Raw genomic sequence first — 24,885 nt, 5'->3', positions numbered from 1 at the left:
TTTTATTTTTTATGAAAAAGAACCTGATTCTGGTAGCAAGTTTGGCAGTGGCTGTTTTTACAACCAGTTGCGACAATACAACTACAACAAGTGAAGAAGCTGTAGTTACAGAGAATGCATCATCAAATACACAGGCTCAACCAATAGTAGATAATCCCAACCTTGTGCCTGTGGCAGAACAACAGGAGGCCGCTCCAGAAAATGCGCCTGCTATTTCTTTTGAGCAGGCTGTTTATGACTTCGGTACAGTAAGGCAAGGAGAGGTAATTGAGCATGCCTTCAAATTTACCAACACAGGTAAGTCTCCGCTTATAATCGAAAGCGCTTCTGCCACTTGTGGTTGTACAGTGCCTAAGCCACCAACAGAGCCTATTGCTCCAGGCGAGTCTGCCGAAATTCAGGTTAGGTTTAACACTAGCGGCAAAATGGGACAGCAATCTCCTGTAGTAACTGTTAGAGCTAATACAACTCCTAACATCACAACAGTATCCATGAAGGGCACTGTAGAATCTAACAACATACCAACGGCTGGTGTAGAAGGTCCTATCAGAAGGAACTAACTTCTATCAGCTTATATAAAAGAGAATACATACATGCAGACTATATTTCTACAAGCCACAACAGACGGAGGCATGATGCCTCAGTTGCTTATGTTTGGCGCCATCATCCTTGTTTTTTACTTTTTCATGATCAGGCCGCAGCAGAAGAAGGCGAAGGACCAGAAAAAGTTTCGGGATGAGCTCACAAAAGGCATGAACGTTGTAACCATAGGCGGCCTGCACGGCAGAATTGTTGCAATGGAAAACGATACAGTTGTAATAGAAGTAGATAAAGGTGTCCGTCTGACATTCGAAAAATCTTCTATTTCTATGGAAGCCACCGCTAAGGTGAATTAAAGCTAAAGACGTTGCCGTTTGGGAAATCAAGAAATATAGTTCAATGGTTTAGTGGGCCGTTTAAGCCACAAACAAATCAATACTGGCGTGTGGTATTGCTTTGCTTTGTGGCGGCCACTACCTTTTGGCTTCTTAACGCGCTTAATAAAAGCTACTCTACCCAAATTACCTACCCCATTCATTTCGTTTACAACGAAAACAACCTGGTGCCGATAAAGTCGCTTCCCGAAGAAGTAACTATAAACGTAACAGGTAAAGGCTGGAAGCTCTTCAGAAAGTCGTTGAGGCTAGAAGTGCAACCTGCCGAAATATATATCAAGAGCCTTCCTAGCAGAAATTATTTACTTGGTTCTGCTTTACGCCCAGCATTAGTAAATGCCTTAGATGGCATGGAGCTGAACTTCGTGGTTACGGATACGGTGTATTTTAACTTCGACAGGAAAATAACGCGTACGGTTGGCCTGAAGTTAGACCCTAAGCAGAAAGTGGCTGCCGATCAGTTTGCACAGGTAGGGCCAGTAAAGTTCTCTCCAGACTCTGTTACTTTTATAGGGCCATCTTCTATGGTGGATAGTATTGCCAATCCTTTCCTGGTGCGCCTGCCAACAGAGTCTTTAACGGCCTCTGCTCAGGTAGAAGTGCCGCTTAACTACGATTATAAAGCGCTGGTAAAATCTAACGTGAACCAGGTGCGTGCAAGCGTAAATATTAGGAATCTAGTTCAGGAAGAACGCCAGCTGTTACCTGAACTTGTAAATGTGCCTGCCCAGCGCGAACTTTCCCTTCGTCCTCCTTTTGTTCTGGTGCGTTATCAATTATTGGCAGACTCTGTGGCAACCTTAAACAGAGAGGCATTTAAGGTAGTACTCGATTTCGCAAAGTTTAATCCTCTCGATTCTACCATTGTGCCAGAGCTAGTGCAAATGCCAAGTGGCGTAAGAAACATAACCCTTCGGCCTGAGCGCGTAAAAGCTATACTAGAAAGACAAAACGATTAAGCATGTTGATAATAGGTATAACTGGCGGAATTGGAGTAGGTAAAACAGTGGTTTGCCGCATGTTCCAACTGCTGGGAGTGCCTGTCTACGACTCTGATGCCCGTGCAAAGTGGGTAATGCACCATAACAGTACGCTTAAAGAGGAGTTGATCGCTTCATTCGGGCCAGAAACCTATAATGAGCAAGGGCAGTTGGACAGAGTGTATCTGGGCAAGCTAGCCTTCAATAATCCTGAGCGCTTGTCGCAACTCAATGCCTTAGTGCACCCGCATGTAGGTTCAGACTTCAAACAGTGGTCCGATGCCAATGCAGCCGCCCCTTATCTGATAAAAGAAGCCGCCATTATGTATGAGTCTGAGGTGTGGAGACAGATGAACCGTGTAATAACGGTTTACGCGCCGTTAGAGGTGCGTATAAAGCGTTTGCTGCAACGAGACCCTCATCGTACAGAAGCTGACATAAAAGGCATTGTAGCCAAGCAACTAAGCGAGGAAGAAAAGATAGCGCGTGCCGACCATGTTGTCTACAACAACGATAAGCAGCTTGTTATACTTCAGGTGCTGGCGTTGCACCAGCAGTTCCTTTCTCTCAGTTCATCATTAGGCTAGACAGCCTGTCTCGCTTATTACTTTTATTAGTGTTTCGCTGAGCGAGCGAATACTGCGCCTATTTAGATCAAATCGCATAAAGGAGCTTTCATTGCTTCAGACGTTCTACAAACCCACAAGTCCCTCTGCAACTGGTGAAGTACGCTGCTCCCTGCTGGCTTTTCGCCTCGCCAGCGGGGCCTTACTTTTCTCCTTGATGAGAAAAGTAAGCAAAAGAATCAAGACGATTTTGAACTCGCTGAACGCTCAAACAAAAAATTGTCGTTGGTGCACCTGGCAGAAGCTTTATGCTCTGTAGGAGAAATGTAAAACCTAATTTATTATACTGATATGGAAGAAGCTAAATACTAACTGGTATAATATAAGATCTACAATCTAACGTCATGGTCTATTATCAATCTGTCGTGCGGGATGGTGAAACAACTTTGGCAGGATTTCTAAAGTATGAGCAGCTTTATACTTGAAGGGAAGAGTACTACGTTAAAACTATAACAGGCAAGAAGAAAGGTGCCAAGAAGCGGGATGAAGAAAAGGCTGTAAATAAAAAAAGGACAACTTTTTTAAGTTGTCCTTTTGTGGGGCGTACTGGATTCGAACCAGTGACCCCCTGCTTGTAAGGCAGGTGCTCTGAACCAGCTGAGCTAACACCCCGTTTTTTGTTTTTGAAGACCTTTTGTCCCCGTTTGATGATGCAAATATGGGGTGTTTTTTTTACAATGCAAAACATTCCGAAAAAAAATGTTAAATATTTTTTCTACCCCTCCTAAGCTATTGTTCGTGCCTTTTTGCCGCCGTACCTTTATGTTTTGTAAGGAGCTAAAAATCTGGACTTTCCATTGAAGCAGATACGAGTTGTGAAAAAAGTGCTATTTTATGCAGTTGCTGGTTTAGCAATTGTAATGGCCTTGGCGTTGGGAGGAGTTTATGCTTTTCAGGACAAGATTATTGCCATGTTTGTGGCAGAGGCTAACAAGCACGTTGTCACTAAAGTCGAGGTTGGAGAAATTTCGCTGTCTCTTTTCGAGAAATTTCCGCAAGTAGCTATCTCTCTTGACAAGGTAAATATAATAGAGGCTTTGCCTGAGAGCAACGAATCGCTGGCCCGTGCCGATAAGCTGTACTTTACGTTTAGCTTATGGGATGTGGTGATGGGAGATTATACCATAAAAGAACTGCACCTGGAGGAGGGGGAGATTTACGTAAAGGTGCTCCCCAACGGGCAGGTGAATTATAACATTGTTAAAACAGATACAACAGCACCAAGCGAGGGGTTTTCATTCAACCTGGAGAAAATTAACCTGCACGAGGTCGCTGTGAATTATATTGATCAGCAGCTAAAGCAAACATACGCCTTAACGGCACACGATATGTCGGCTGCTTTAGGTATAAGCCCTGAAACTACAGAGATAAAAGCAGTAGGCAAAGCTACCGTTCAGACTGTGAAAGTAGGTACAGGAGAATATTTTAAAGGAAAACAGATTGATTTGAATACTGCTCTGCTTGTAAACACACAAGATAAGAAGGTGCAATTGCAGCCATCGATTGTTAAAGTGGGGGAGGCAGCCTATGAAGTTGGAGGAAACATTGATTATGCAGATGTAACGCACCTTGATCTCAAGTTAAAGGGGCAGAACACGAATATCCAATCCTTGCTCTCCCTGCTGCCGCAAAACATTAGCGAAGACTATCGGCAGTACAGAAGCGAGGGCGATATTTATTTTAGTGGCACTGTTGTCGGCAATACCTCCGAAAAAGAAAGCCCAGAAATAAGCTTTGACTTTGGATGCACAAATGCGTCGTTTTATCATCCTGATGTAAAGCAACGGGTAGATAAGCTGTCTTTTAATGGAAGCTTTACAAACGGGAACAGGCAAGATGCCAGTACGTCTGTGTTGGAGTTGAAGGGAGTTTCTGGCGTTTTGAATGGCAGGCCGTTTTCAGGAAACCTTAACTACAAGAACTTCGATAACCCAACTGTGGCTTTCGATGCAAAAGGCAAAATAGATGTGGCTTATGTACTAGGGCTTTTAAGGTTAGATGAGGTGAGGAGCGGCAGTGGTATTGCAGATGTAAAGGTGGCCTTTGCGGGTAACCTGAATCGGTTTAAAGCAAAGCCTGGCAATAGCACGCTCAGCACTTCAGGAGATATTACACTGCACAACGTAGGTCTTTCGCTAAGCAGTTTACCGTTGCCGCTTACAGGCCTTAACGGCAATTTTATGTTCAAGCATAATGATGTGGCTGTTTCTGGTTTCAGTGGTAAAATAGGCGACTCAGATTTCCAGTTAAACGGCCTGTTCAGGAATGTAATTGCATGGCTCCTGCTCGATAAGCAGCGCTTGTTGGTAGAGGCAGATCTGCAAAGCAATTACCTAAACTTTGATCAGCTACTGAATGAGGAGCTCAATAACTCATCCGAAGCAAAAGGAAGCGCTTCGAGCTATAGGTTTACAGTTTCTCCTGATGTGGCTTTCGATCTAAGTACAGAGGTAAAACGGTTGCAATTTAGGCGTTTTAAGGGCAAGAATATAAAAGGAGAGGTAAAGCTTCGGAACCAGGTTGTTTCTTCGCCTAACATATCTTTTAATGCGATAGGAGGTAGGTTTGCTGTGAAAGGTACCTTAGATGCTCGCAAGCGTGACCATGTAAAAGTTACGACAGCTTCGGTGCTGCAAAACATGAGTGTAGACAGCCTCTTTTATGTATTCGAGAACTTTAAGCAAAGCTTTATCGAGGACAGGCATTTGCGTGGCGTATTATCGGCTAATATAGCTTCCGAAATATACTTTGATAGCCACCTGAACCCTAAAACAGATTTGTTGCAAGCAGAGATAGCAGCTACCGTTTTAAACGGAAAGCTTATAAATTTCTCTCCCATGCAAAAAATGTCGGCATTTGTAAAGCGGCATGAGCTAGCAAACTTGCACTTTGCCGAGCTGCGCAATAGCTTCTGGATTCAGCAGGGTACCATTTTCATTCCAGAAATGGATATTCGCTCCAGCCTTTCTGCAGTTCCTGTTGTGTCTATATCGGGCACACATACTTTTGACCAGGACATGGACTATAAAATTAAGCTGCCGCTTTCGAAGAACAAGAAGCTAGATAAAGACTCTGTTTATGGTGTGGTGGCCGATGATACGGACGCAGGGGATAGTATGCTCTTCCTGACGCTTAAAGGAAAGGAAAGTAATTTTAAGATTGCCTACGATAATATTCGTGTGCGAGAAAAAATATCTAAAGACCTACAGCAGGAAGGGAAAGAGTTGAAGGACCTGCTAAAAGGTAAAAAGCCGAGCGAAAAAGAGAAAAAGGTAGAACTACAGCAAGACGAATATTTTGATTTTGATGAGTAAAAGCGCTTAAATCTTTTTTTCTATAATTTTTAAATAAAATGTAATACTGGTTTTAAGATAAATATATATAAAATTATATTTTGTGTTTACTTCTAGATCTGGTCCCTTCACACTAAAAATACTAGGTTATATCAATAGAATTGTGTTTAAGTATAACCATTGCGCTTGATTGTCGTTTAGAGATATAAAATTGCACAAGTGGTTATGATAATACTACTTAGTAACAAATTTCGGATATAAGGGGTAACTATATAATATTATAATGTAATACATTAAAAGAGTTGAGATAGTACAATGTACTGGAAAATATAAGGGTGAAAAAAAAGCTGGAGCTTCTCCAGCTTTTTTGTTTCTGTACTATTCTGAACTAGGAACAGGCTCGAACCCAGGTTCTATAGGAGGTTGTTCTCTTAGAGGTGAAGAGGGGTTTAAGTAGACCGTAGAAGTTGGGAAAGCAAACTCTGCTTCATGCCGCTGTACAATGTCTACTATCTCATATGTAATCTCTTCTTTTATATCAACATACTCATTCCAGTCCATGGTGTCTACAAAATAAAGCACCATCACATCCTTTGAGTGCGGGCCTAGGTTCAAAAACCTGATGCGTCCGTCTTGGTTTGTGCGTGGGTGCTGATCTACAAAAGCTTGTATATCCCTAGCTATATTTCTGATTTGCTCTGATGTAGTATCGTAAGTCAGGTTAATATCAAAGTAAACCCTTCTGAAGGTGCGGAGGGAGAGGTTGTTCAGTGGCTTGTCAATCATGTTTTTATTAGGCACCGTCACAAACGTTTTCTCAAGCGTGCGTATGCGGGTGCTTCTGAAGCCAATTTTCTCTACAACGCCCGTTATACCGTTTACCTCCACCAGGTCTCCCACCACAAAAGGATGATCCAGGAAAATGGTAAAGGAGGCCAAGAGGTTCTCCAAGCTTTCTTTAGCGGCAAAGGCAATAGCCAAACCACCTACCCCTAGGCCTGCTACCAAACCTGCCACATTCACTTCAAACACAGAGCCCAGCATTATCAAAAAGGCAAAGATCCACACCATTACCTTAGCAAAGTCTTTGAAGAATGGCACAAGCTGATCATCTAGTTTAGAAACAGATGCGCTGGCACGGTGGCTGAATATAAAACCAATAAAATCAATGAGGCGAACAATGATCCAGGTGATCGATACAATTACAAATATTTCGTAAACACGAAATGTGAACCGCTTAAGGAATGGCTCATTTCCTCTGGCAGCTTCAGTGGGATCTAAAGGGTAATTCAGAACTTTGAAAGCAAAGTATAGAAAGATCAGGAAGAGTAATAATTCAAGCGGCTGAATGAGGAATCGCCTGAAAGTGGCTTGGTTTTCTTCTTCCGAAAAGCGCCTCACAAGCTTAAACATTGCATTCGTAAGCAACTTCGAAAGTACTGTCTTGAAGATATACCCAATGAGCAGAATGCCTATAAACCAAAGCAGGTTGGCTACAGTGTTGCCTAAGAAGCTGTACTCAAGAATTTCTTTATAATCTATCATGTGAAAAAAGTAGTAAAACAGTTGGCTTAAGGCTACCTATAGGGCAGATGAATTTCTGTGTGTACAGTCTTTCATTGCTCTTCGCTTTATGCTCTATCAGCCATCTACAAAGGTACGGAATAAGAGGCAAGCTGGTGCCTGCAAACCTTAACCTAAATATATGACACTAACACTGCTGCAGCCGTTTTGTTCTTGTCGCGCGCGCAGCTATAAACAGTAGAGCAAAGCTTCTTCTTTTGCGGTAGGAATTTTAAATGCTAGCCTTGGCTAATTTATTTCTTTATCATGCCATCAAGGATTGATGAAACGCACTACCGCTACTTATAAAAAAGTATGGCATCTATTCTGTTGCAGTACCAGAAGCGATTAGTCTAATTGGGAAGTATTAAGGTGGGCAGGTAAGGTTGAGTTTTACCTACCGCATATGCCTTAGCATAGGCAAGATTTGCCTATGCGTGCTTTAGAGCCCATTCTTTCCCTAACGATTTTAGTGTGTTTACTAGAAAATATAGAGGTTTATTTAACCCTTCCAGTAGCTGTTTTTATAGTATTCCTACCCTATGCGTGGTGCCATTTTTGGCAGAGTTCTTTCCCATAGGAGAGGCTAAATGGTGGAGCTGCATATTGTATGCACTTGTATCAAAAGCTATCGCTTGTGTACTTGTAGTATAGGAGATTTTGGCAGTTTTAAAGAGCTGTATACAGAAGGTGCTGTTGCTAAAAAACAGATTGTCTCAAATAAGGACGAGAAGGGCTCAAAAGCCCTTAAAAACTGCATCAAAAGTGTTAAAAACGCATATTTCAGGCAGTTGCACGTGTATGGCTATATAGGCGTTATGTATAATCTGTAGCGAAATATGTTGGTATGGCTATAGAGGAATGGTATGATTGTGTAAGGCTGTGGAGCTTGAACTTTAGAGGTATTGCTTTATGAATTTTTTTGCACTTTTTCTCATGAGGTTCCTTAAAGAGTGGCTGAGTACAATTAATTCTATTGCGGACGCGTTTCCATTATCACGGAGATAGACAATACAATTATCGGTATATTCTAATGTAGCAGCATTGAGTATTTCCTATATCCAATTTTCATTTTTCTACGTAAATCTACTGTGTGCAATGTTCAGGCTACCTAAAAGTGTGCCTGGCATAGGGCCAATTACGTGATAAAATGAGTTCCTGAGGCTAAGAACAGTAAAATGGATTCAAAGAATATTAGCCAAATATTGCTGGTACCGTATAAATGTAATTGTGAAAAGGAATGTTTAATGTATGTAGAAACTGATAGGTTATTTTTTTAATTATGAAAAGTTTATTATCCAGAATAGAATCTAAGAAGATAGATAAAGCGGCGGCTATGCTAAAGGTGCTGGCCCACCCCAAAAGACTAGCTATTGTCGACCTCTTAGGTAAGGAGGAGAAAATGACAGTAACTGAAATATACAAGTACCTCGATTTACCTCAGGCTATTGCTTCACAGCATTTAATCACTTTAAAAGATAAAGGCGTACTTTCTTCTTTCAAGGTGGGTACTAAGATATATTACTCTCTTGCCATTCCGAAGTTGATTGATGTGATAGATTGCCTGGAGGAGTGTTGCATTGATATTTAATTGAACTTTAGATTTAGAGAGGCTCTGGCCTGATCTAACACAGAAAGGGATTGCCACATGTGGCAATCCCTTTCTGTGTTATTTAACCTCTGTACGTTTAGTTTTTGCTAAGCTTGTAAAGGTGCAGAGACTCTTTGTATATATGCTGCCCCCAAATAAAGGCAAGTAACGGAAGCACTACAAAAGAAAGCTTGTTGTAGTATAATGCCTGCTCTGGCTCTAGGTGAATCAGGTGCATAACAGCACGTGTCATGCCGCAGCCGTAGCATTCTGTATTTGCCAAAAGCATGCTCAAACAAATAGACTGCCCTTCATCGAAAAAAGTGGCAGGCAAGAGCAGGAGCACTAACGGTAAAACTAGCAAACCAAATACTTTCGTACTGTTCCAGTAAATGTTGGCCTTTAGCTGTTGCTTAAAGTTTTTCCGAGTAATCGCCATTAGCTGGTTTCAAATCGCCGGTGATGATTCTGATAAGGTCTATCAAAGCCCAAATGCCGCAGCCACCCAATGTTAGAATCTGAATAATACCAATAGTGGTATAGCCTAAATAGAAACGGTGTATACCAAGTGCACCTATCAAGGCTGCCAGAATAAGCGCTACTAACTGGCTTTTACCAGTACCACCACCGCCAGCGTCTTGCTTGGTGGCTTCCTTAAGCTCTTTTTTAGCTTCTCTAATAGCATGCTTTACTTCTTTCTTGGTAATTGCATTTTCCGCAGCAACAGCGGTGGTAGCCTCTGATGTGCTTAGTTTAGGCTTAACTACAGCAGGTATGGCAACAACCGAAGCTGTAACAGTTGTTTCTTCGTCTGTTGTAGCTGTAGCTTCTGTGGTAGGCAAAGCCTCTACAGTTATAACAGCCTCTTCTTTAGTTGTAGCCGTGGCTTCAGCCTTTTGCTTCTTATGAAGCACTACAGGAGTGTGAGAGAAATAATTAGGCTCTTTAGAGCACGCGCTAAACAGGATAACAGCCATAAGGGCGAGCAGGGAGAATTGCTTTTTCATAGTTTTCAAACAGTTTTAAGTGGTTATAGATAGATAAGGTGTTGCGCGGCTACGTGGAAACCTTGTAAAGGAGTTTGACTATACAGGCATTTCTTTGTGCTTAAAGAGTGTTGCTGTAAATGTATATATAAATATGATAATTGAGCAATAGGGAAGGGCATAAAAAAAGCTGGCTTTTAGGCCAGCTTTTAAATTTTTGTTTAGTATTAAATTACTGTGAGTCAACAGTTTGATTTTCGAGGTCGAAGAGGTCGTTAAGTACATCTATCAAGGTATCTGCCTCTCCACGCTTGCACGCGGCTTTCAGTTGTAGTACAGGCAGCTTAAGTACCTTCTGCATCATCGATTTTGTGATGTTTTCTACTAGCTCTGATTCTTTAGGGCCGAGCTTCTTCATATAGCGTACCAACTCTTCCTGGCGGATTGTCTCAAGGGCATTCTTCAGCCTGTTTATAGTTGGCGAAACCATCATCTCCTTCGACCAATCATTAAACTGATCTATAGACTCGGTAATGATTTCTTTTACTTTAGGAATAGAGCTGATACGGCGCTGTAAAGCTTCGGAAGCTTTATTCTGGATGGTATCGATGTTATAAACCAGCACACCTGGCACCGTCTCTACATCAGGCTCTACGCTGCGAGGTACTGAAAGGTCGATGAAGAACTTGAACGTAAGCACATCCAGGCGCTTTACCATTTCCTTTGTGAAGAAAGGAGTTTCGCGGGCCACAGACGAAATAATAACGTCTGCTTCCTTCATGCCTTTAACTATATCCTCAAACGGAAGTACCTCTAGTCCACATTCCTCTGCCAGTGCTTTTGCCTTTGCTTGCGTGCGGTTAGAAATCTTTACGTTCGTATAGCCGCTGTCCTTCAGGTTACGAACTACATCGGCGCCAATCTCACCTAAACCAACCACCAGAATGGCAGGATCTGCCACTGTATCAGCTGTAAGCTCTTCAATCAGTTCGATAGCAGCATAAGAAGTAGAGGCGGCACCATCGCGGAAAGAGGTTTCCTGTACTACACGCTTATTCGTGAAGAAGATCGTGTGCATGAGGCGGTGCAGAAACGGACCAGCAGTCTCGTTGTCGGCAGCCCATTGGTAAGCCTGCTTTGCCTGGTTCGAAATCTGCATATCTCCTACCACCTGCGACTCCAGCCCCATCGACACATCAAAAAGATGCTGAACGGCATCGTCGTGCTCGTTTAGGATGGTGAAGTAATCCAAGTATTGGGAAATATTCTCGATGCCCTTCGTAATACCAAGCAGCTTTACAATCTCTGTACTATAGTCTTTGTCGGAGTTATAGTATACTTCGGTGCGGTTGCAGGTAGAAAGAACGAGTATGTCAGAAGCTTGAATAAAGCTCTTGAGCGACTGTAGAAACAGCCTGCATGAGGTTTCATCTAAGGCAATCAACTCCCTGATATCCAGCGGTGCTTTCTTATAAGATAGGCTGATTGCTTTAAAGTTCTGAAGCATAATAGTGTACGGAATACTTAAGCGCAAATTTACGGCTCATTTTCTTTAAAATGAAACCATACTTGTCCTTAATTCATCAATTTATACTAAATTCAAATAATTTTCGTGTAATCTGCATGCTTTCAATCTATTCTCAGAAGAACAGGATAAAACTGATCGTAGTTATTGTCGCCCTGTTTATTGGTGCTTTAACCATTACCTATACAAACATTTTAGTTAGCAAGTTATCGCAAAGGGAGCAAGAACTCGTGCAGCTATATGCTAAAGGGCTTCGCTACATGATTAATGCGCCCAGCGACGATAATATTGTGTTTATAGAGGAAGAAATCCTTTCTGCTAACAACACAGTGCCTGTTATTCTGACTGATGAGCACGAGAACATACTTGATTCTAAGAACATCAGTATGCCCGAAAACATTTCAGAAAAGCGAAAAAATCAGCTATTACAGCGCGAAATTAAAAAGATGAAGGCGCAACACCTTCCTATTGAGGTACCTTGGGCAGAGGGAAGCGTTAATTATGTTTTTTATAAAGACTCGGCCTTGCTGTCGCAGTTGCGTTTTTACCCTTACGTGCAACTAATTGTAATTGCTTGTTTTGCCCTAATGGCCTACTTCGCCTTTAGCTACTCTCGCCGTGCCGAGCAAAACCGTGTGTGGGTAGGGCTGGCAAAGGAAACGGCACATCAGCTAGGTACGCCGCTATCGTCGCTTATGGCCTGGTACGAGTATATAAAGTCGAGCCCTAAGTTTGAGCATGAGCCTATCATAGAGGAGTTGGGGAAAGACATTCGTAGGCTGGAGGTAATTACAGAGCGCTTTTCTAACATTGGTTCTGTGCCGCTGCTTCGCGACGAGAACGTTCTGCAGGTAACTGAAAATGCTATCAATTATCTTCAGAACCGCATATCAAAGAAAGTTGAGTTAAATGTTTACGCTACTTTTTCGCCAGATATTACGGCCAAAGTAAATATTCCGCTATTTGATTGGGTGATAGAGAACATCTGCAAAAATGCTGTGGATGCCATGGAAGGAAGAGGAAGTATAACGATAAAGATGGAGCTGTTGGGTAAAGCCAGTATAGCCGTAGATATTACCGATACTGGCAAAGGTATTCCGAAGAGCAAGCTAGATTCAGTATTCTTGCCTGGCTATACCACCAAAAAGCGTGGCTGGGGATTAGGTTTGGCCCTGGCTAAGCGCATTATCGATAATTACCACGATGGTAAGTTGTTCGTGAAATGGTCTGAGATAGGTAAAGGTACTACATTTCGTATTGTGCTGAACCGATAGAAGTTAAAGAGTTAGAAAGTTGGGAAGTTGTAGCGAAGCTTAGCAGTTATGGTCTCTGTTTTCCTTTGTCTAAAAGTCCTGTGTCAGATTTCTTCTGAATTATGGTAGAAGTAATAAAGTATAGTGCTGAACATAAAGCTGCATGGGATGCCTTTGTGGATGCCTCTAAGAACGGCACCTTTATGTTTCGTCGAGACTATATGGAGTACCATGCTGATCGGTTTCGTGACCACTCGCTGCTGTTTTACAAAAAGGACAAGCTGATAGGGTTTTTGCCTTCAAATGAGACTGGTGAAGAGATTCATTCACACGGAGGGCTTAGCTACGGCGGTATAATCAGTGGAGAAAAAATGACTGCGGCTGTCATGCTAGATGTTTTCGAGGCGATGCGGCTGTACTTTAAGCAGCTTGGTTTCCAGCGCCTAAAGTATAAGGTTATCCCTTCCATCTACCACCAAATTCCTGCGGAAGAAGATCTTTATGCTCTTTTTAGAAGCGAAGCCATACTTTACAGAAGAGACGTGAGTTCTGTAATCGATATGCAGAGCCAGTTGCTTTATACTATGCTGCGCAATAGAATGATAAAGCAAGCGCAACGCTTTTCTCTGGATATTAGAAGAAGTGAAAATTATGCCAGCTTTATGGAGCTGGAACGACAGCTGCTGCAGGAGAAATACAATACACAGCCCACCCATACAGCAGAAGAGATTACAAGCTTGGCTTCATTCTTTCCCAGTAACATTAAATTGTACACCGTTTGTGAGGCTACTGAAATAATAGCGGGTATTGTGGTATATGAGGCTGCCACGGTAGCGCATTGCCAATATATCAGTACGACCGCCAGGGGGCGAGAGGTTGGTGCTTTGGATGTGCTAGTAGACCATTTACTTACAAGAGAGTACGCTCATAAGAAGTACTTTAGCTTTGGCATTTCTACGGAGCAGCAGGGGCGTTATCTGAACAAGAACCTGATACAGAACAAGGAGAGTTTTGGAGCCAGGGCAATTGTACATGACTTTTATGAGCTTAAGCTATAAAGCAAGAGGGGCAGCTATTAGCTGCCCCTCTTGCTTTATAGCTTAAGCTAAGGTTGTGTCTAGTTCACTTTTCTTTCCTAAGAGCCTGATTATACACCAAAGAATAGCCGCACCTATGGCGTATACTAATAACCAATGCACACCCCAGCTAGCGAGGTTGGTGCATACAATATTTGCCACAAGGGCTACTGTAACTGCATAAGGCAATTGCGTTTTAACATGGTCTATGTGATTGCAGCCTGAGGCCAGAGAGCTCAAGATTGTCGTATCGGAGATTGGAGAACAGTGGTCGCCGAAAACAGACCCTGCCAGCACAACCGAGATGACGTTATAGATGATTGGCATAGTTTCTTCTAAGCTCATGCCCTGCATCTGGCATACATACCAGGCTGCCGGCAACATGAGCGGGTAAAGAATAGCCATAGTACCCCAACTAGAGCCTGTAGAAAAAGCAATGATAGCCGCTAAGAAGAACGTGATTTCGGGTAGAAACTGAGGCGAAATGTTGCCTGAGAATAAAGATGTCAGGTATTCTGCGGTATAAAGTTCCTGTGTAACCGATGCAAGCGACCATGCCAGCACAAGTATAAGTATAGCTGGCAACATGGTTTTAAAACCTGCCACCAATGATTCCATGGTTTCGGTAAGGCTCATGATACGCTGACTGACCGTAAGTACAACAGCAATGATAACACCTGTCAGAGATGCCCAGATAAGTGCTACATAAGAGTTTGAATCTCCAATGGTAATGGAAAGCTTTCGGAAAAAGCCGAGGCTGGCATCGGCCCAGGTGGCATCGTTGTAGCCTGTGTAAAGCAGGCCGACTACTGTACCGAGTATAACAGTAAGCACAGGCAACAGGGCATTAACGGCTCGAGTGCGATTTGGGTCAACGGGCTCAAACTCTGCCATTTCCTGTTGTTGCTTTTCCTCTCCTTTTCTATCTAAGCGTACGGCACTTACTGCTCCTGTTGTGCGGGCTCGCACTTCTGCTTTGTGCATCAGGCCATAGTCACGGTTCATCAGAATCAGCATCAGCATAAAGATCAAGGTAAGGATAGGGTAATAAGCATATTCCAGCGAGTGAAAGAACAGGGAATAAGCGCCTTCTTCTATGCCTAGTGTGCTTGCAGCATCTTTGATATAGCCGAGCTCGGCACCCACCCAAGTGGTTACAAAGGCAATAGCGGCAACAGGAGCCGCCGTGCTATCTACAAGATAAGCTAGTTTTTCTCGGGAGATGCGGTACTGATCTGTTACAGGGCGCATCGTGTTGCCCACTATAAGGGTGTTGGCATAATCGTCGAAGAAGATGGCGACACCTAAAAACCAGGTAACTACCTGCGAGCTCTTTGCGGATCGGGCGTATCGTGAAAGAAGGTTCACCACCCCAGCCATGCCTCCGTTTTTAGAAATGATAGCTACCATGCCCCCTATAAGCATCGAAAAAATGATAACAGATACGTGGTCAGCATCTGTGAGGGCGTGTAGCAGGTAGGTATCTCCTACGGCCAATAACCCTGTAAAAACAGATTTAAAAGATAACCCATAAATTACGAAGCCGCCTATCCAAACACCAGCGAAAAGTGCCAGTAATACTTCTCTGAAAATAAGGGCTAACACAATGGCAATAAGCGGCGGCAAAATGGACAACCACATAGGAAACTCCTGCAGGCCTCGTTCTGCTTCGTCGTCGAGGCGGTAGAGGCGGGCAAGCGTATGGGTGCCAAGGTTTGCGCTTACCTGCACCAGGTTGGCAGGTTCAGGTACTGAGAATTGCGTTTCGCCATCTACAAACACAAGTTCTTGCTGTGTGCCGTTAATGCGGGTAGGAAGCGGACCACTAAACTTTATCAGGTTGCCAGCCTCGTTTGTGGTGCGAAGGGTGAAGGCTGTATCGTTTACAACCTGTAGTTTCAGTTCTTCAATAGCTGCTTTATTGTCCTGCGCTTGTATTTGTAGCGATAGTACCAGGAGTGTAACAAAGACTAATAGCGTTTTGTAAAGCTTCATTTAAGGAGCGTGTCAGATTAGGATAACCCCTAAATAAGCAAAAAAAACCTAAAATAAGAAATCTGCTTTTGGTGGGGGTGATTTTAGCAGAAGCTATGTCTTTAAAATAGGTACGAAGGAGACTAGTGTTGACCTTGGATAAGGTGCAAATTATAAAGCAGCAGATGCTTAACAACACGCTACTTCGCCCTATTCACAATAAACACTCCTATCAGGATAACGACCATGCCGAGGTAGTGCCACAGTTGAATAGTTTCGCCATCAAGTACGCCCCACATGAGGGCCACTATGGGTATAAGGTAATTTGTGGTGCTGGCAAATAACGGTGTGGAAACGTGAATCAGTTTGTTGAGGAGGATCAGGCCAATAGCGGTACTGAAAATAGCAAGGGTGGCAATGTAAGCAAGCGCTTCCCACGCCTGAGGGGCATGCTGTAGTTTCTCCACAGCATCGGTGGTGAAAAGATAGGCAGTAGCCAATGGCCCCACCGTCAGGAGTGCCAAACTCGACATAACCACAGGGTTTATACCTTGCAACTTATACTTGATGATGTTGGCACTGCCGCCGTAGCAAATGGTAGCTACTACAATGTATAAGCCATAGAACTTATTATCAAGATCAGCTTGGCCGTTACCAGAAAAGATAAGCATGGCGGTGCCCGCTATACCTACTAAAATGCCCATCATACGCAGCCACGTAATGCGCTGGTGAAAGAAAGCAGCTCCGATCAGCAGCGTGAATAGAGCCGTAAGTGAATTAAGGACACCTGCCAAGCCACTGGCCAAACGCGTTTCGGCATAGGCAAACAGAAAGGCGGGGAATAGGTTGCCCAGTAAACCACTCGCAAACAAAAAACGCCAGCGGTGCAGCTCCACCTTGCGCAGGTTCCTTATTGCAAAAGGCAGCAGCGATGCGCTGGCAATAATAATCCGCAAAGCACCCAACTCATCCGAAGAAAAAACCGTGAGGCCCTTTTTTATAAGTATAAACGAGGTGCCCCAGATAAAAGTAAGCACCACCACCAGTAGCCACACAAGTGGCGAAGAAGCGGTTTTTTCTGGAGCGGAAGAAACTTGAGATTTGATAAGTTAGAGGGTTTAGGAATTAGAGATTTAGAGAGTGGCTATAAGTTAGAAAGGTAGAAATTTAAAAAGTTAGAGAGTTTAGGAGTTAAAGTGTTTAAGAGTGAAAATTTTCAAGTCACTCCTATTCAACAGTTCAACCCTTAGCTACAGGCACACAACTCTCTAACCCTCTAACCCCTAAACTCTCTAACTTTAAACATAGCTCATCGTCTGAGCAATTTCTTCCAGTGTATCGTAGATTTCCTGAATGTCTTCGGATTGCACGAGGCGCATGCGCAGGGGCTTGAAGTGCGACAGACCACGGAAGTAATTGGTATAGTGACGGCGCATCTCAAAAATACCTAGCTTTTCACCTTTCCACTCCAGCGAGTGCGTGAAATGCTGGCGACAAACGGCTACACGCTCTTCCAGTGTTGGGCCAGGCAGCATTTCGCCTGTTTTCATGTAGTGCTTTATCTCATTGAAAATCCACGGGTAACCGATAGAGGCACGGCCGATCATGATGCCGTCTACGCCATAGCGGTTGCGGTACTCTAGCGCCTTCTGCGGCGTATCAATATCACCGTTTCCGAAAATCGGGATTTTCATGCGAGGGTTATTCTTTACCTCGGAAATCAACGTCCAGTCGGCTTCGCCTTTGTACATCTGCACACGTGTGCGGCCGTGTATACTTAGCGCCTGTATACCTATATCCTGCAAGCGCTCGGCAGTTTCCACTATATTTTTGGTGTTTTCGTCCCAACCGAGGCGGGTTTTAACAGTAACGGGCAGGTTTGTCGATTTTACAATCTCCTCCGTCATCTTCACCATCTTAGGTATGTCGCGCAGCAGTGCCGCTCCCGCTCCCTTGCAGGCTACGTTTTTAACAGGGCAGCCATAGTTAATGTCAATCAGGTCGGGGCCAGCCTGTGCAGATACAATGGCAGCTTCCCGCATGGAGTCTATGTCAGAGCCGAAAATCTGTATGCCTATAGGGCGTTCGTAGTCGAAAATATCGAGTTTTTGCACACTTTTGGCTGCATCACGTATCAAACCTTCAGAGGAAATAAACTCGGTATACATTAAATCTGCGCCATTGGCCTTACACACCTTTCGGAACGGCGGATCGCTTACGTCCTCCATCGGTGCCAGCAACAACGGAAATTCACCCAATTCTATGTTCGCTATCTTTACCAAAACAAAATCTATTTTTCGCGTAAATTTACGTCAATAAAACCTAAACTCACCTATGAAAGGTTTCATCTCTAAAGATACACACCCTGTTTGGGTGCTGCTGTTATTGCTAGCCTTTATGCTGGGTGGCTATTTTGTGGCCACTTTTATATTTGCTTTACTTGTAGAGCCTGTCTTTGGCATCGGCTTTATGGACATGACAGGCGTTATGCTAGACCCCGCCACGCATCCGCAAGGCCCTGATGCTATGCTGATGTTTCAGGGGGTGGTACAGTTTATTTCTTTTGTGATTGCCCCGCTTTACCTCATTAAGGGCATGGGGCACAAAATAGGACCACATTTAAGCTGGAAGGTAGCGCCTATGCTGGGGCTCGTGCTGCTAAGCGGCCTGCTGATTATACTCATTATGCCCGTAAACTCTGTAATCATAGACTGGAATGTAAATTTCGACTTCCCAGATTTTATGCGTGGTTTCGAACAATGGACCCGTGCAAAAGAGGAAGAATTGGCAGAACTAACAAAACTGATCGCGAACTTCGGCACAGAGACCAGGTTGTTTTTAGGCTTGTTGGTTATAGCGGTTATTCCAGCCATTGGCGAAGAGCTGGTGTTTAGAGGCGTGGTGCAGCGGCAATTGTACCGTTGGGTCGATAACCAGCATGTGGCCATCTGGCTGGCAGCTATTGTGTTTAGTGCCATACATGTGCAGTTCTTCGGATTTGTGCCACGCGTTATACTAGGCGCCTTATTCGGATACCTATACTTCTGGTCGGGCAGAATAATTGTACCGATGGTGGCACACTTCGTGAACAACGGCTTTACTGTATTTCTACTTTACCTGCAGCAAACTGGCAGAATAGACGTTGATGTGGAGAGCACAGAGCCTATGCCATGGTATAGTGTGCTTGTATCGCTGGTGTTAAGTGCTGCAGTTATTTACTACCTTTACCAGCGTTTTTCTGCCTTGCCAGTACGGCAGGAGAGTATAGACGATGCAGAACCTGATCGAGGAGATGATCAGGACAAAATATAAACTATAAACCGATACCATTTCGCCTGCCCAGGCCGCTTTAGCATCTTTTCATGAGCAACAAAATATCTACCCTCAGCAATCTAAGTCAGCGAATAATAGTAGGAGTATTGGGTGGAGCCGTATTTATAGGAGGCATCTGGTTTAGCGAATGGACCTATTTCCTACTTTTTCTGGCACTCACGCTGCTGGGGGTGGCCGAGTTTTATAGGCTGGTAGCCACACAAGGTATAAAGCCAAACAGAACCTTAGGGTTAGTATTGAGCGGGCTTCTTTTTGTTTCCGTCTTTCTGGTGATAAAGGAGCTGATTCCAGCTACGCTGCTATACCTTTCGCTGCCTGTGCTTTTCCTTTCGCTGATACTGGAGATGTACCGCAAGAAGCCTCAACCGTTTACGAATATCTCATTTACCTTATTAGGCGTAGTATATGTGGCAGGGCCATTCGGGTTGCTGCATTTGCTAGGTTACTTGCGGGGCGCATACAGTTGGCAGCCTATCTTGGGCGTTTTGTTCCTGATATGGGCTGCCGATACAGGTGCTTACATTTTCGGCAAATCTTTTGGGAAACATAAATTATTTGAGCGGATTTCTCCAGGCAAAACTTGGGAAGGATGGGCTGGCGGTACTGTTGTTACTTTGTTGGTAGCTTATGTGCTGGCATTGTTCTTTACAGATCTGGTGCTTTACCAATGGATTGGGATTGGATTGATTGTGGCCATTTTCGGAGTGCTGGGCGATCTGGTGGAGTCGCTGCTGAAACGCAGTTTGGGTGTGAAAGACTCTGGTACTTTACTGCCAGGCCACGGCGGCATCCTCGACCGCTTCGATAGCCTGCTCATGGTCATTCCGTTCATAGTTGCTTTCCTGAAAGTGATCTGATTTTGTTTAAACTGAAACTAGAAAGTTGTCAGTTTAAATTACATAAATTAGCCCTGCTAAACTACCTACATATTTAACTATTAATCACGATTAAAATTTGCTTACATGATGCTGTACAAAGAACCAGCGCCGATTAAAGATCGGGAAAACCCGTTCGAATCGATGATGTCGCGCTTCAATATTGCTGCTGAAGTGCTTGGACTTGATGATGAAACTTATAACGTGCTAAAGTCTCCAACCCGCCAGGTAATCGTAAATGTGCCTGTAACAATGGACGACGGTAAAGTGCGTGTGTTTGAAGGCTTCCGTGTTATTCACTCTAACATTCTTGGGCCATCGAAAGGCGGTATCCGTTATGCCCCCGATGTGTTTCTGGACGAGGTGAAAGCCCTTGCCGCCTGGATGACCTGGAAGTGCGCCGTAGTAGACATCCCTTACGGTGGAGCCAAAGGCGGTATTGTCTGCGATCCGTATTCTATGTCGTCTGGCGAGATAGAGCGTTTAACAAGAGCCTATACTTCTTCGCTGATAGATATCTTTGGTCCCGATCAGGATATTCCTGCACCAGATATGGGTACAGGTCCGCGCGAAATGGCCTGGCTGATGGACGAATACTCAAAACTGAAAGGCTCTACAGTACATGGTGTGGTAACGGGTAAGCCTCTAGTATTGGGTGGCTCTTTAGGTCGTGTAGAAGCTACCGGCCGTGGCGTTATGGTATCGGCTATGGCGGCTATGGCCAAGCTTAAAATGAACCCAGCGCAATCTACTGCTGTGGTGCAGGGCTTTGGTAACGTGGGTGCCTGGGCTGCTAAGCTAATGGCAGAGCGCGGTGTGAAAATTTTGGGTATCAGCGATGTAAGCGGTGCTTACTGGAACGACAACGGCATTAATATAGAAGAAGCCATCGCGTACAAAAATGACCACAACGGACGTTTGGAAGGTTATAAAGAGGCCGAGAAAATAAATCCAGACGAGTTGCTGACAATGAATGTGGATGTGCTGGTGCCTGCTGCTGTAGAAGATGTTATCACGATTAAGAACGTAGATAAAATCAAGGCAAAGCTGATTGTAGAAGGAGCTAACGGGCCTACATCGTATAAAGCAGACAACATCATCAACGAAAAAGGCATAATGGTAGTGCCGGATATCCTGGCAAACTCGGGTGGTGTAACAGTGTCTTACTTTGAGTGGGTGCAGAATCGTATGGGCTTCAAATGGACGCTGAACCGCGTAAATGAGCGTGCGGAGCGTATTATGAAGGAGTCGTTTGAGCGTGTATATGCAGCCTCTAAAAAGTATAATGTGCCTATGCGCATAGCAGCTTATATAGTGGCGATAGACAAGGTAGCCATGACGTATAAGTACCGTGGTGGTTTCTAATTAAAATATTTTTATAAGAATAATCGAAAGTTTCTATAATTTTGAATGATAACAGCCCATCTACGAAACTGGATGGGCTGTTATAAGTTTTATAAATGCCTGCGGCAAAAGTTATTACTGATGAAAATTCATAAGGAAGGAAGAAGAATTTTATTTTTTACGTTGTTGATTTTAGTAGTTTTGAATTTACTGCTCTACAACTTTAATGCAGACAACAATACCTTTAACAGAATTTTCTCAGCTGTTTCTGTTGTTCTCTTCCTGCTTATTCTACAGTTTTTCCGTAGCCCATACCGTAACATACTGCTGCACGAAGATTTGCTGATAGCGCCAGCCGATGGTAAAGTGGTGGTGATAGAAGAAATTGAGGAGCCAGAGTACTTTAAGGATAAGCGTAAGCAGATCTCGATTTTCATGTCGCCGATAAACGTGCACGTAACGCGTAACCCTATTTCTGGTATTGTAAAGTATTTCAAGTACCACCCAGGAAATTATTTTGTAGCGTGGCACCCTAAGTCTAGCACGCAGAACGAGCGTACCACGGTAGTAGTAGAATCTACTGCTGGCCCCGAAGTGCTGTTCCGCCAGATTGCTGGCGCTATGGCTCGCCGAATAGTTTGGTATGTAAGCGAAGGCGACGAAGTAAGCCAGGGCGAGGAGTTCGGCTTTATTAAGTTCGGATCTAGAGTAGACGTTTTTGTGCCTTTAGATACCGAAGTGAAAGTGCAGCTAGGCCAGAAAACAAAAGGTGGCCAAACCGTTATCGCACAACTTAAAACAGCAACACCTACGCTGTTTGGATAGGAGATTCAAATAAAAGATTACCATACTCATAAAACAAAGGCCGCTGATATAGCTATATCAGCGGCCTTTGTTTTATAGAATCTACGAGCATCTGCTAGTGTTACACGAAGTAAGACGTAAGTGCCTATCAGCGATTAACCAAAAACAATCAACGAATAACTGTTACTGTAGATCCTCGGAGGTGAAGATTTTTTCAGCAACATAGCTTTTTGGCTCCAACAGTGGGTCGTTATAGATCGTGACAACAAGCGTATCGATATTCTGATTGCTTATATTCCGAATGGCCTCCATTGTTTCAGGAGAATAAGCTATTTCATTATACTGCATTTTGTTCTGTCGATAGCAATTTTCAGCAGTAACAGTAGTTGGTGATAAAGCGCCTTCTGTGGTATACCTGAAGTTGGTTTTGGTTTTAAATGAAATAGAGTAAAAGAATTTGGCTGTCTGGGCAGTGTCTTCGGGGGCATCCAGGCAAATGCTGAATTCTGTACCGACAGGCACATCTACAGACGTAACTTCTACCGACTTAGAGCAGGAGAAGGTTAATAGTGCAGTAGTAGAAAAAAGGATAAGGGTATAGAAGCTCTTTTTCATCATTGGGTTGAGTCAAACTCAAGTATAGTTAGTGTACAAGGAAATAAGGGAACAAAAATTTATCCATCCCAGAGACGACAGTGGCTAAGGCAGACCTTTTGTGTCTTTCAAACCTATGAGCGAAGCAACGGCTATTGGTGCAGACGCTGGCAGGAGCTGCGCGCACTGCGAACGTCTGCAAAGCGAAGGCTCTTAATACCAACTGGCCACCAACTGCATCAGCTGCTCCAGGTACTGCTGGTCTACTTCGTCAAAATCGTTGAGTTTGTCGCTGTCTACATCCAGAACGAGTTTTACCTCTCCGTCTTTTATTACAGGCACTACAATTTCTGATTTAGAGTCGCTGCTGCAGGCAATATGTCCAGGGAATGCTTCTACATCAGGCACAAGTATGGTTTCCTGGCGCGTGTAGCAGGCACCGCAAACGCCTTTGTGGTAAGGTATACGCGTACAGGCAATTGGCCCCTGAAATGGCCCTAGCACCAGCTGCCCCTCTTTATTGAAGTATACGCCTACCCAAAAAAAGCCGAAGCCTTGTTTAAGGGCGGCTACTAAATTAGAGATGTTGGCAATCAGGTCTGTTTCGCCTGTTACTAAGGCTTCTATCTGCGGAAGCAGCGCTTTATATTTCTCCTCTTTGCTGAGGTCTTGGTCTACGATAAGTGATTCTGCCATGTGGTTAATATTGAATGACTGAATTATGAATAGTTGAATGTAATGTGCTAAATGGGTAATGTGTTAATATGCTAATATTATTTAAGTGCTGACGTGGGCATAAGGTTCTCTGCAAAATTAATGCCTTTGTCCTTGCTGTCATTTTTTACTGTTTGGTTGTTGGTGAAAACACACAACAACGGCCTCTTTAATACGAGTATCAAACTACAAACTGCGAAAGTGCTTTCGAGCTGTTGAATCTTCAGAAACCAGCACCTACTGCTTGCGGTAATAAAACAAATTATCACTACCTATGGTTTGCGTTTCGTGCAGTTTGCCATAGTTCATAGCTGGTGCTTTTATGCCTGTACTTAATGTTTTGCTGAGGCTTTTAAGTATCAAAGCCTCGTCCCAAAGTCCCTCTTGCAGGAGGCTTTCCAGCAAAAAAGTGCCGCCTTCTACCATCACAGATAATACATTGCGCTGGTGCAGGTCTTGCATTAGCTGAGGCAGAAAAGGCTCTTCGGCCTGAAGCTGTACAAACTGCAAATTCTCATGTGCCTGCTCCTGCTTTTTGTAACTGTAAACGATGGTTGGCTGACTTTTATCAAATAAGTGCAGGTGCTCAGGCAGCGTCAGGTTCCGGTCTATCACAATACGTAACGGGCTTTTGCCGCTCCAGAAACGAACATCTAATCGAGGGTTATCGTGTAGCGCCGTACGGGTTGCCACCATAATGGCCTGTTCTTCTGATCGCCATTTGTGCACCAGCCGCCTTGCCAGCAAACTACTGATCTGGACAGGCTGATAATCAGGACCTGCTATAAAACCATCGGCAGTTTCGGCCCACTTCAAAACTAAAAAAGGGCGCTTTTGGCTAAGAAACGTAAAAAAGCGCTTGTTCAGCTCTAGTCCTTCCTCCTCCAGCACGCCTATCCTCACCTTTGCACCCGTATCTAACAGCTTTTTTATGCCGCGACCAGCTACTAGTGGGTTTGAATCGGTGTTGCAAATCACCACATCTTTCACGCCACTGTCTATCAGTAGATCGACGCAGGGTGGTGTTTTGCCATAGTGCGAGCAGGGTTCCAGCGTTACATACACACGGCTTTTGGGTAGCAGGCTTTTATCTTCAACCGCAGCAATGGCATTTACCTCTGCATGCGGCCCGCCGTACTGTTTGTGCCAGCCTTCACCAATAATCTGCCCCTGGTGCACCACCACGCAGCCAACCATTGGGTTAGGAGAGGTATAACCATTGCCAAGCTTTGCCAGCTCTAGCGCACGCCGCATGTAATTTTTGTCTATCAATTCAGTTCCGAATTATGAGTTTCGAGTTCCGAGTTAATTTGAGCGCGCCTGTATGGTTAAGATAAAACTATACTTAACTCAGAACTCGTAATTCGTGACTCAGAACTCAAAATGAGTTACTTTTGCAAAGATACCTAAAACAAAACA

22 protein-coding genes and 1 tRNA gene are annotated in these 24,885 nt (G+C 43.9%); 12 read left to right on the top strand and 11 right to left on the bottom strand.

Going from position 1 to position 24,885, the window contains the following annotated elements:
- Positions 1–11: 11 nt before the first annotated feature.
- From LN893_RS00365 to coaE, 4 genes are read left to right on the top strand one after another with little or no spacing between them, the layout of a single operon-like run.
- A complete protein-coding gene (locus LN893_RS00365) occupies positions 12–560 on the top strand; it encodes a DUF1573 domain-containing protein (protein ID WP_229967136.1) in 549 nt (182 codons plus the stop codon).
- A gap of 33 nt (positions 561–593) precedes the next feature.
- Positions 594–896: a preprotein translocase subunit YajC gene (yajC, locus tag LN893_RS00360; RefSeq protein WP_229967134.1), complete on the top strand. Its 303-nt coding sequence runs from the start codon at positions 594–596 to the stop codon at positions 894–896.
- 11 nt (positions 897–907) lie between these two features.
- Positions 908–1,894: a hypothetical protein gene (locus LN893_RS00355; RefSeq protein ID WP_229967133.1), complete on the top strand. Its 987-nt coding sequence runs from the start codon at positions 908–910 to the stop codon at positions 1,892–1,894.
- Between the two features lie 2 nt (positions 1,895–1,896).
- Complete coding sequence (coaE, locus tag LN893_RS00350) at positions 1,897–2,502, top strand: dephospho-CoA kinase (protein WP_229967131.1); 606 nt, start codon at positions 1,897–1,899, stop codon at positions 2,500–2,502.
- 576 nt (positions 2,503–3,078) lie between these two features.
- Here the strand turns inward: coaE and LN893_RS00345 are convergent.
- Positions 3,079–3,153: transfer RNA gene (locus LN893_RS00345), tRNA-Val, on the bottom strand.
- A gap of 203 nt (positions 3,154–3,356) precedes the next feature.
- Between LN893_RS00345 and LN893_RS00340 the strand changes: the two genes are divergently transcribed.
- A complete protein-coding gene (locus tag LN893_RS00340) occupies positions 3,357–5,855 on the top strand; it encodes an AsmA-like C-terminal region-containing protein (protein ID WP_229967129.1) in 2,499 nt (832 codons plus the stop codon).
- A 357-nt stretch (positions 5,856–6,212) separates the two neighbouring features.
- On the opposite strand, the gene LN893_RS00335 is transcribed toward LN893_RS00340, so the two are convergent.
- A complete protein-coding gene (locus LN893_RS00335; protein ID WP_229967127.1) occupies positions 6,213–7,379 on the bottom strand; it encodes a mechanosensitive ion channel family protein in 1,167 nt (388 codons plus the stop codon).
- Positions 7,380–8,679: 1,300 nt separating this feature from the next.
- Between LN893_RS00335 and LN893_RS00330 the strand changes: the two genes are divergently transcribed.
- The gene (locus LN893_RS00330) at positions 8,680–8,988 is read left to right on the top strand and encodes an ArsR/SmtB family transcription factor (RefSeq protein ID WP_137760616.1); all 309 of its coding nucleotides are present in this window, start codon (positions 8,680–8,682) and stop codon (positions 8,986–8,988) included.
- A 97-nt stretch (positions 8,989–9,085) separates the two neighbouring features.
- Here LN893_RS00330 and LN893_RS00325 read toward each other — a convergent pair whose 3' ends face one another.
- From LN893_RS00325 to hemA, 3 genes are all read right to left on the bottom strand, one after another.
- A complete protein-coding gene (locus tag LN893_RS00325; RefSeq protein ID WP_229967125.1) occupies positions 9,086–9,427 on the bottom strand; it encodes a DUF2752 domain-containing protein in 342 nt (113 codons plus the stop codon).
- On the bottom strand, positions 9,402–9,995 hold the full coding sequence (locus LN893_RS00320; RefSeq protein WP_229967122.1) for a TM2 domain-containing protein: 594 nt from the start codon (positions 9,993–9,995) through the stop codon (positions 9,402–9,404). The genes LN893_RS00325 and LN893_RS00320 overlap by 26 nt, the downstream gene beginning before the upstream one ends.
- A 211-nt stretch (positions 9,996–10,206) precedes the next feature.
- Complete coding sequence (gene hemA / locus LN893_RS00315) at positions 10,207–11,481, bottom strand: glutamyl-tRNA reductase (RefSeq protein WP_229967120.1); 1,275 nt, start codon at positions 11,479–11,481, stop codon at positions 10,207–10,209.
- Between the two features lie 116 nt (positions 11,482–11,597).
- On the opposite strand from hemA, the gene LN893_RS00310 reads away from it, so the two are divergent.
- A complete protein-coding gene (locus LN893_RS00310; RefSeq protein WP_229967118.1) occupies positions 11,598–12,773 on the top strand; it encodes a sensor histidine kinase in 1,176 nt (391 codons plus the stop codon).
- A 101-nt stretch (positions 12,774–12,874) separates the two neighbouring features.
- Positions 12,875–13,810: a GNAT family N-acetyltransferase gene (locus tag LN893_RS00305; protein WP_229967116.1), complete on the top strand. Its 936-nt coding sequence runs from the start codon at positions 12,875–12,877 to the stop codon at positions 13,808–13,810.
- Between the two features lie 42 nt (positions 13,811–13,852).
- Here LN893_RS00305 and LN893_RS00300 read toward each other — a convergent pair whose 3' ends face one another.
- From LN893_RS00300 to dusB, 3 genes are all read right to left on the bottom strand, one after another.
- The gene (locus tag LN893_RS00300) at positions 13,853–15,823 is read right to left on the bottom strand and encodes a Na+/H+ antiporter NhaC family protein (protein WP_229967114.1); all 1,971 of its coding nucleotides are present in this window, start codon (positions 15,821–15,823) and stop codon (positions 13,853–13,855) included.
- Between the two features lie 179 nt (positions 15,824–16,002).
- Positions 16,003–16,857 (bottom strand): DMT family transporter, encoded by an 855-nt coding sequence (locus LN893_RS00295; RefSeq protein WP_229967112.1) that lies wholly within the window; start codon positions 16,855–16,857, stop codon positions 16,003–16,005.
- Between the two features lie 243 nt (positions 16,858–17,100).
- Positions 17,101–18,084 carry a tRNA dihydrouridine synthase DusB gene (dusB, locus tag LN893_RS00290; protein ID WP_229967110.1) on the bottom strand — a complete coding sequence of 328 codons (984 nt, stop codon included), beginning with the start codon at positions 18,082–18,084 and terminating at the stop codon, positions 17,101–17,103.
- A gap of 52 nt (positions 18,085–18,136) precedes the next feature.
- On the opposite strand from dusB, the gene LN893_RS00285 reads away from it, so the two are divergent.
- From LN893_RS00285 to LN893_RS00270, 4 genes are all read left to right on the top strand, one after another.
- Complete coding sequence (locus LN893_RS00285) at positions 18,137–19,114, top strand: CPBP family intramembrane glutamic endopeptidase (protein WP_229967108.1); 978 nt, start codon at positions 18,137–18,139, stop codon at positions 19,112–19,114.
- A gap of 50 nt (positions 19,115–19,164) precedes the next feature.
- A complete protein-coding gene (locus tag LN893_RS00280; protein WP_229967106.1) occupies positions 19,165–19,992 on the top strand; it encodes a phosphatidate cytidylyltransferase in 828 nt (275 codons plus the stop codon).
- 108 nt (positions 19,993–20,100) lie between these two features.
- Positions 20,101–21,375: a Glu/Leu/Phe/Val family dehydrogenase gene (locus LN893_RS00275; RefSeq protein ID WP_229967524.1), complete on the top strand. Its 1,275-nt coding sequence runs from the start codon at positions 20,101–20,103 to the stop codon at positions 21,373–21,375.
- A 120-nt stretch (positions 21,376–21,495) separates the two neighbouring features.
- Positions 21,496–22,179, top strand: a complete 684-nt coding sequence (locus LN893_RS00270) for a phosphatidylserine decarboxylase family protein (RefSeq protein ID WP_229967104.1) — start codon at positions 21,496–21,498, stop codon at positions 22,177–22,179.
- A 162-nt stretch (positions 22,180–22,341) separates the two neighbouring features.
- Here the strand turns inward: LN893_RS00270 and LN893_RS00265 are convergent, their stop codons facing one another.
- From LN893_RS00265 to ribD, 3 genes are all read right to left on the bottom strand, one after another.
- Positions 22,342–22,776 carry a hypothetical protein gene (locus tag LN893_RS00265; RefSeq protein ID WP_229967102.1) on the bottom strand — a complete coding sequence of 145 codons (435 nt, stop codon included), beginning with the start codon at positions 22,774–22,776 and terminating at the stop codon, positions 22,342–22,344.
- Positions 22,777–22,965: 189 nt separating this feature from the next.
- Positions 22,966–23,448 carry a free L-methionine (R)-S-oxide reductase MsrC gene (locus LN893_RS00260; protein WP_229967100.1) on the bottom strand — a complete coding sequence of 161 codons (483 nt, stop codon included), beginning with the start codon at positions 23,446–23,448 and terminating at the stop codon, positions 22,966–22,968.
- Between the two features lie 255 nt (positions 23,449–23,703).
- Positions 23,704–24,720, bottom strand: coding sequence for a bifunctional diaminohydroxyphosphoribosylaminopyrimidine deaminase/5-amino-6-(5-phosphoribosylamino)uracil reductase RibD (gene ribD / locus LN893_RS00255; protein WP_229967098.1), 1,017 nt, complete (start codon positions 24,718–24,720; stop codon positions 23,704–23,706).
- Between the last annotated feature and the right edge of the window lie 165 nt (positions 24,721–24,885).

Origin of the sequence: Pontibacter harenae, from assembly GCF_020907245.1 — a bacterium.
Classification (GTDB): Bacteria; Bacteroidota; Bacteroidia; order Cytophagales; family Hymenobacteraceae; genus Pontibacter; species Pontibacter harenae.
This window is presented reverse-complemented; position numbering and strand designations above follow the sequence as displayed.

Bases quoted from the DNA above. Each gene is read 5' to 3' on its own strand.
- ribD (WP_229967098.1), bottom strand. From the start codon at position 24,720: ATGCGGCGTGCGCTAGAGCTGGCAAAGCTTGGCAATGGTTATACCTCT.
- hemA (WP_229967120.1), bottom strand. From the start codon at position 11,481: ATGCTTCAGAACTTTAAAGCAATCAGCCTATCTTATAAGAAAGCACCG.
- LN893_RS00260 (WP_229967100.1), bottom strand. From the start codon at position 23,448: ATGGCAGAATCACTTATCGTAGACCAAGACCTCAGCAAAGAGGAGAAA.
- LN893_RS00305 (WP_229967116.1), top strand. From the start codon at position 12,875: ATGGTAGAAGTAATAAAGTATAGTGCTGAACATAAAGCTGCATGGGAT.
- LN893_RS00285 (WP_229967108.1), top strand. From the start codon at position 18,137: ATGAAAGGTTTCATCTCTAAAGATACACACCCTGTTTGGGTGCTGCTG.
- LN893_RS00310 (WP_229967118.1), top strand. From the start codon at position 11,598: ATGCTTTCAATCTATTCTCAGAAGAACAGGATAAAACTGATCGTAGTT.
- LN893_RS00335 (WP_229967127.1), bottom strand. From the start codon at position 7,379: ATGATAGATTATAAAGAAATTCTTGAGTACAGCTTCTTAGGCAACACT.
- LN893_RS00300 (WP_229967114.1), bottom strand. From the start codon at position 15,823: ATGAAGCTTTACAAAACGCTATTAGTCTTTGTTACACTCCTGGTACTA.
- LN893_RS00320 (WP_229967122.1), bottom strand. From the start codon at position 9,995: ATGAAAAAGCAATTCTCCCTGCTCGCCCTTATGGCTGTTATCCTGTTT.
- LN893_RS00270 (WP_229967104.1), top strand. From the start codon at position 21,496: ATGAAAATTCATAAGGAAGGAAGAAGAATTTTATTTTTTACGTTGTTG.
- LN893_RS00365 (WP_229967136.1), top strand. From the start codon at position 12: ATGAAAAAGAACCTGATTCTGGTAGCAAGTTTGGCAGTGGCTGTTTTT.
- LN893_RS00325 (WP_229967125.1), bottom strand. From the start codon at position 9,427: ATGGCGATTACTCGGAAAAACTTTAAGCAACAGCTAAAGGCCAACATT.
- LN893_RS00275 (WP_229967524.1), top strand. From the start codon at position 20,101: ATGCTGTACAAAGAACCAGCGCCGATTAAAGATCGGGAAAACCCGTTC.
- coaE (WP_229967131.1), top strand. From the start codon at position 1,897: ATGTTGATAATAGGTATAACTGGCGGAATTGGAGTAGGTAAAACAGTG.
- LN893_RS00265 (WP_229967102.1), bottom strand. From the start codon at position 22,776: ATGATGAAAAAGAGCTTCTATACCCTTATCCTTTTTTCTACTACTGCA.
- LN893_RS00280 (WP_229967106.1), top strand. From the start codon at position 19,165: ATGAGCAACAAAATATCTACCCTCAGCAATCTAAGTCAGCGAATAATA.
- LN893_RS00330 (WP_137760616.1), top strand. From the start codon at position 8,680: ATGAAAAGTTTATTATCCAGAATAGAATCTAAGAAGATAGATAAAGCG.
- yajC (WP_229967134.1), top strand. From the start codon at position 594: ATGCAGACTATATTTCTACAAGCCACAACAGACGGAGGCATGATGCCT.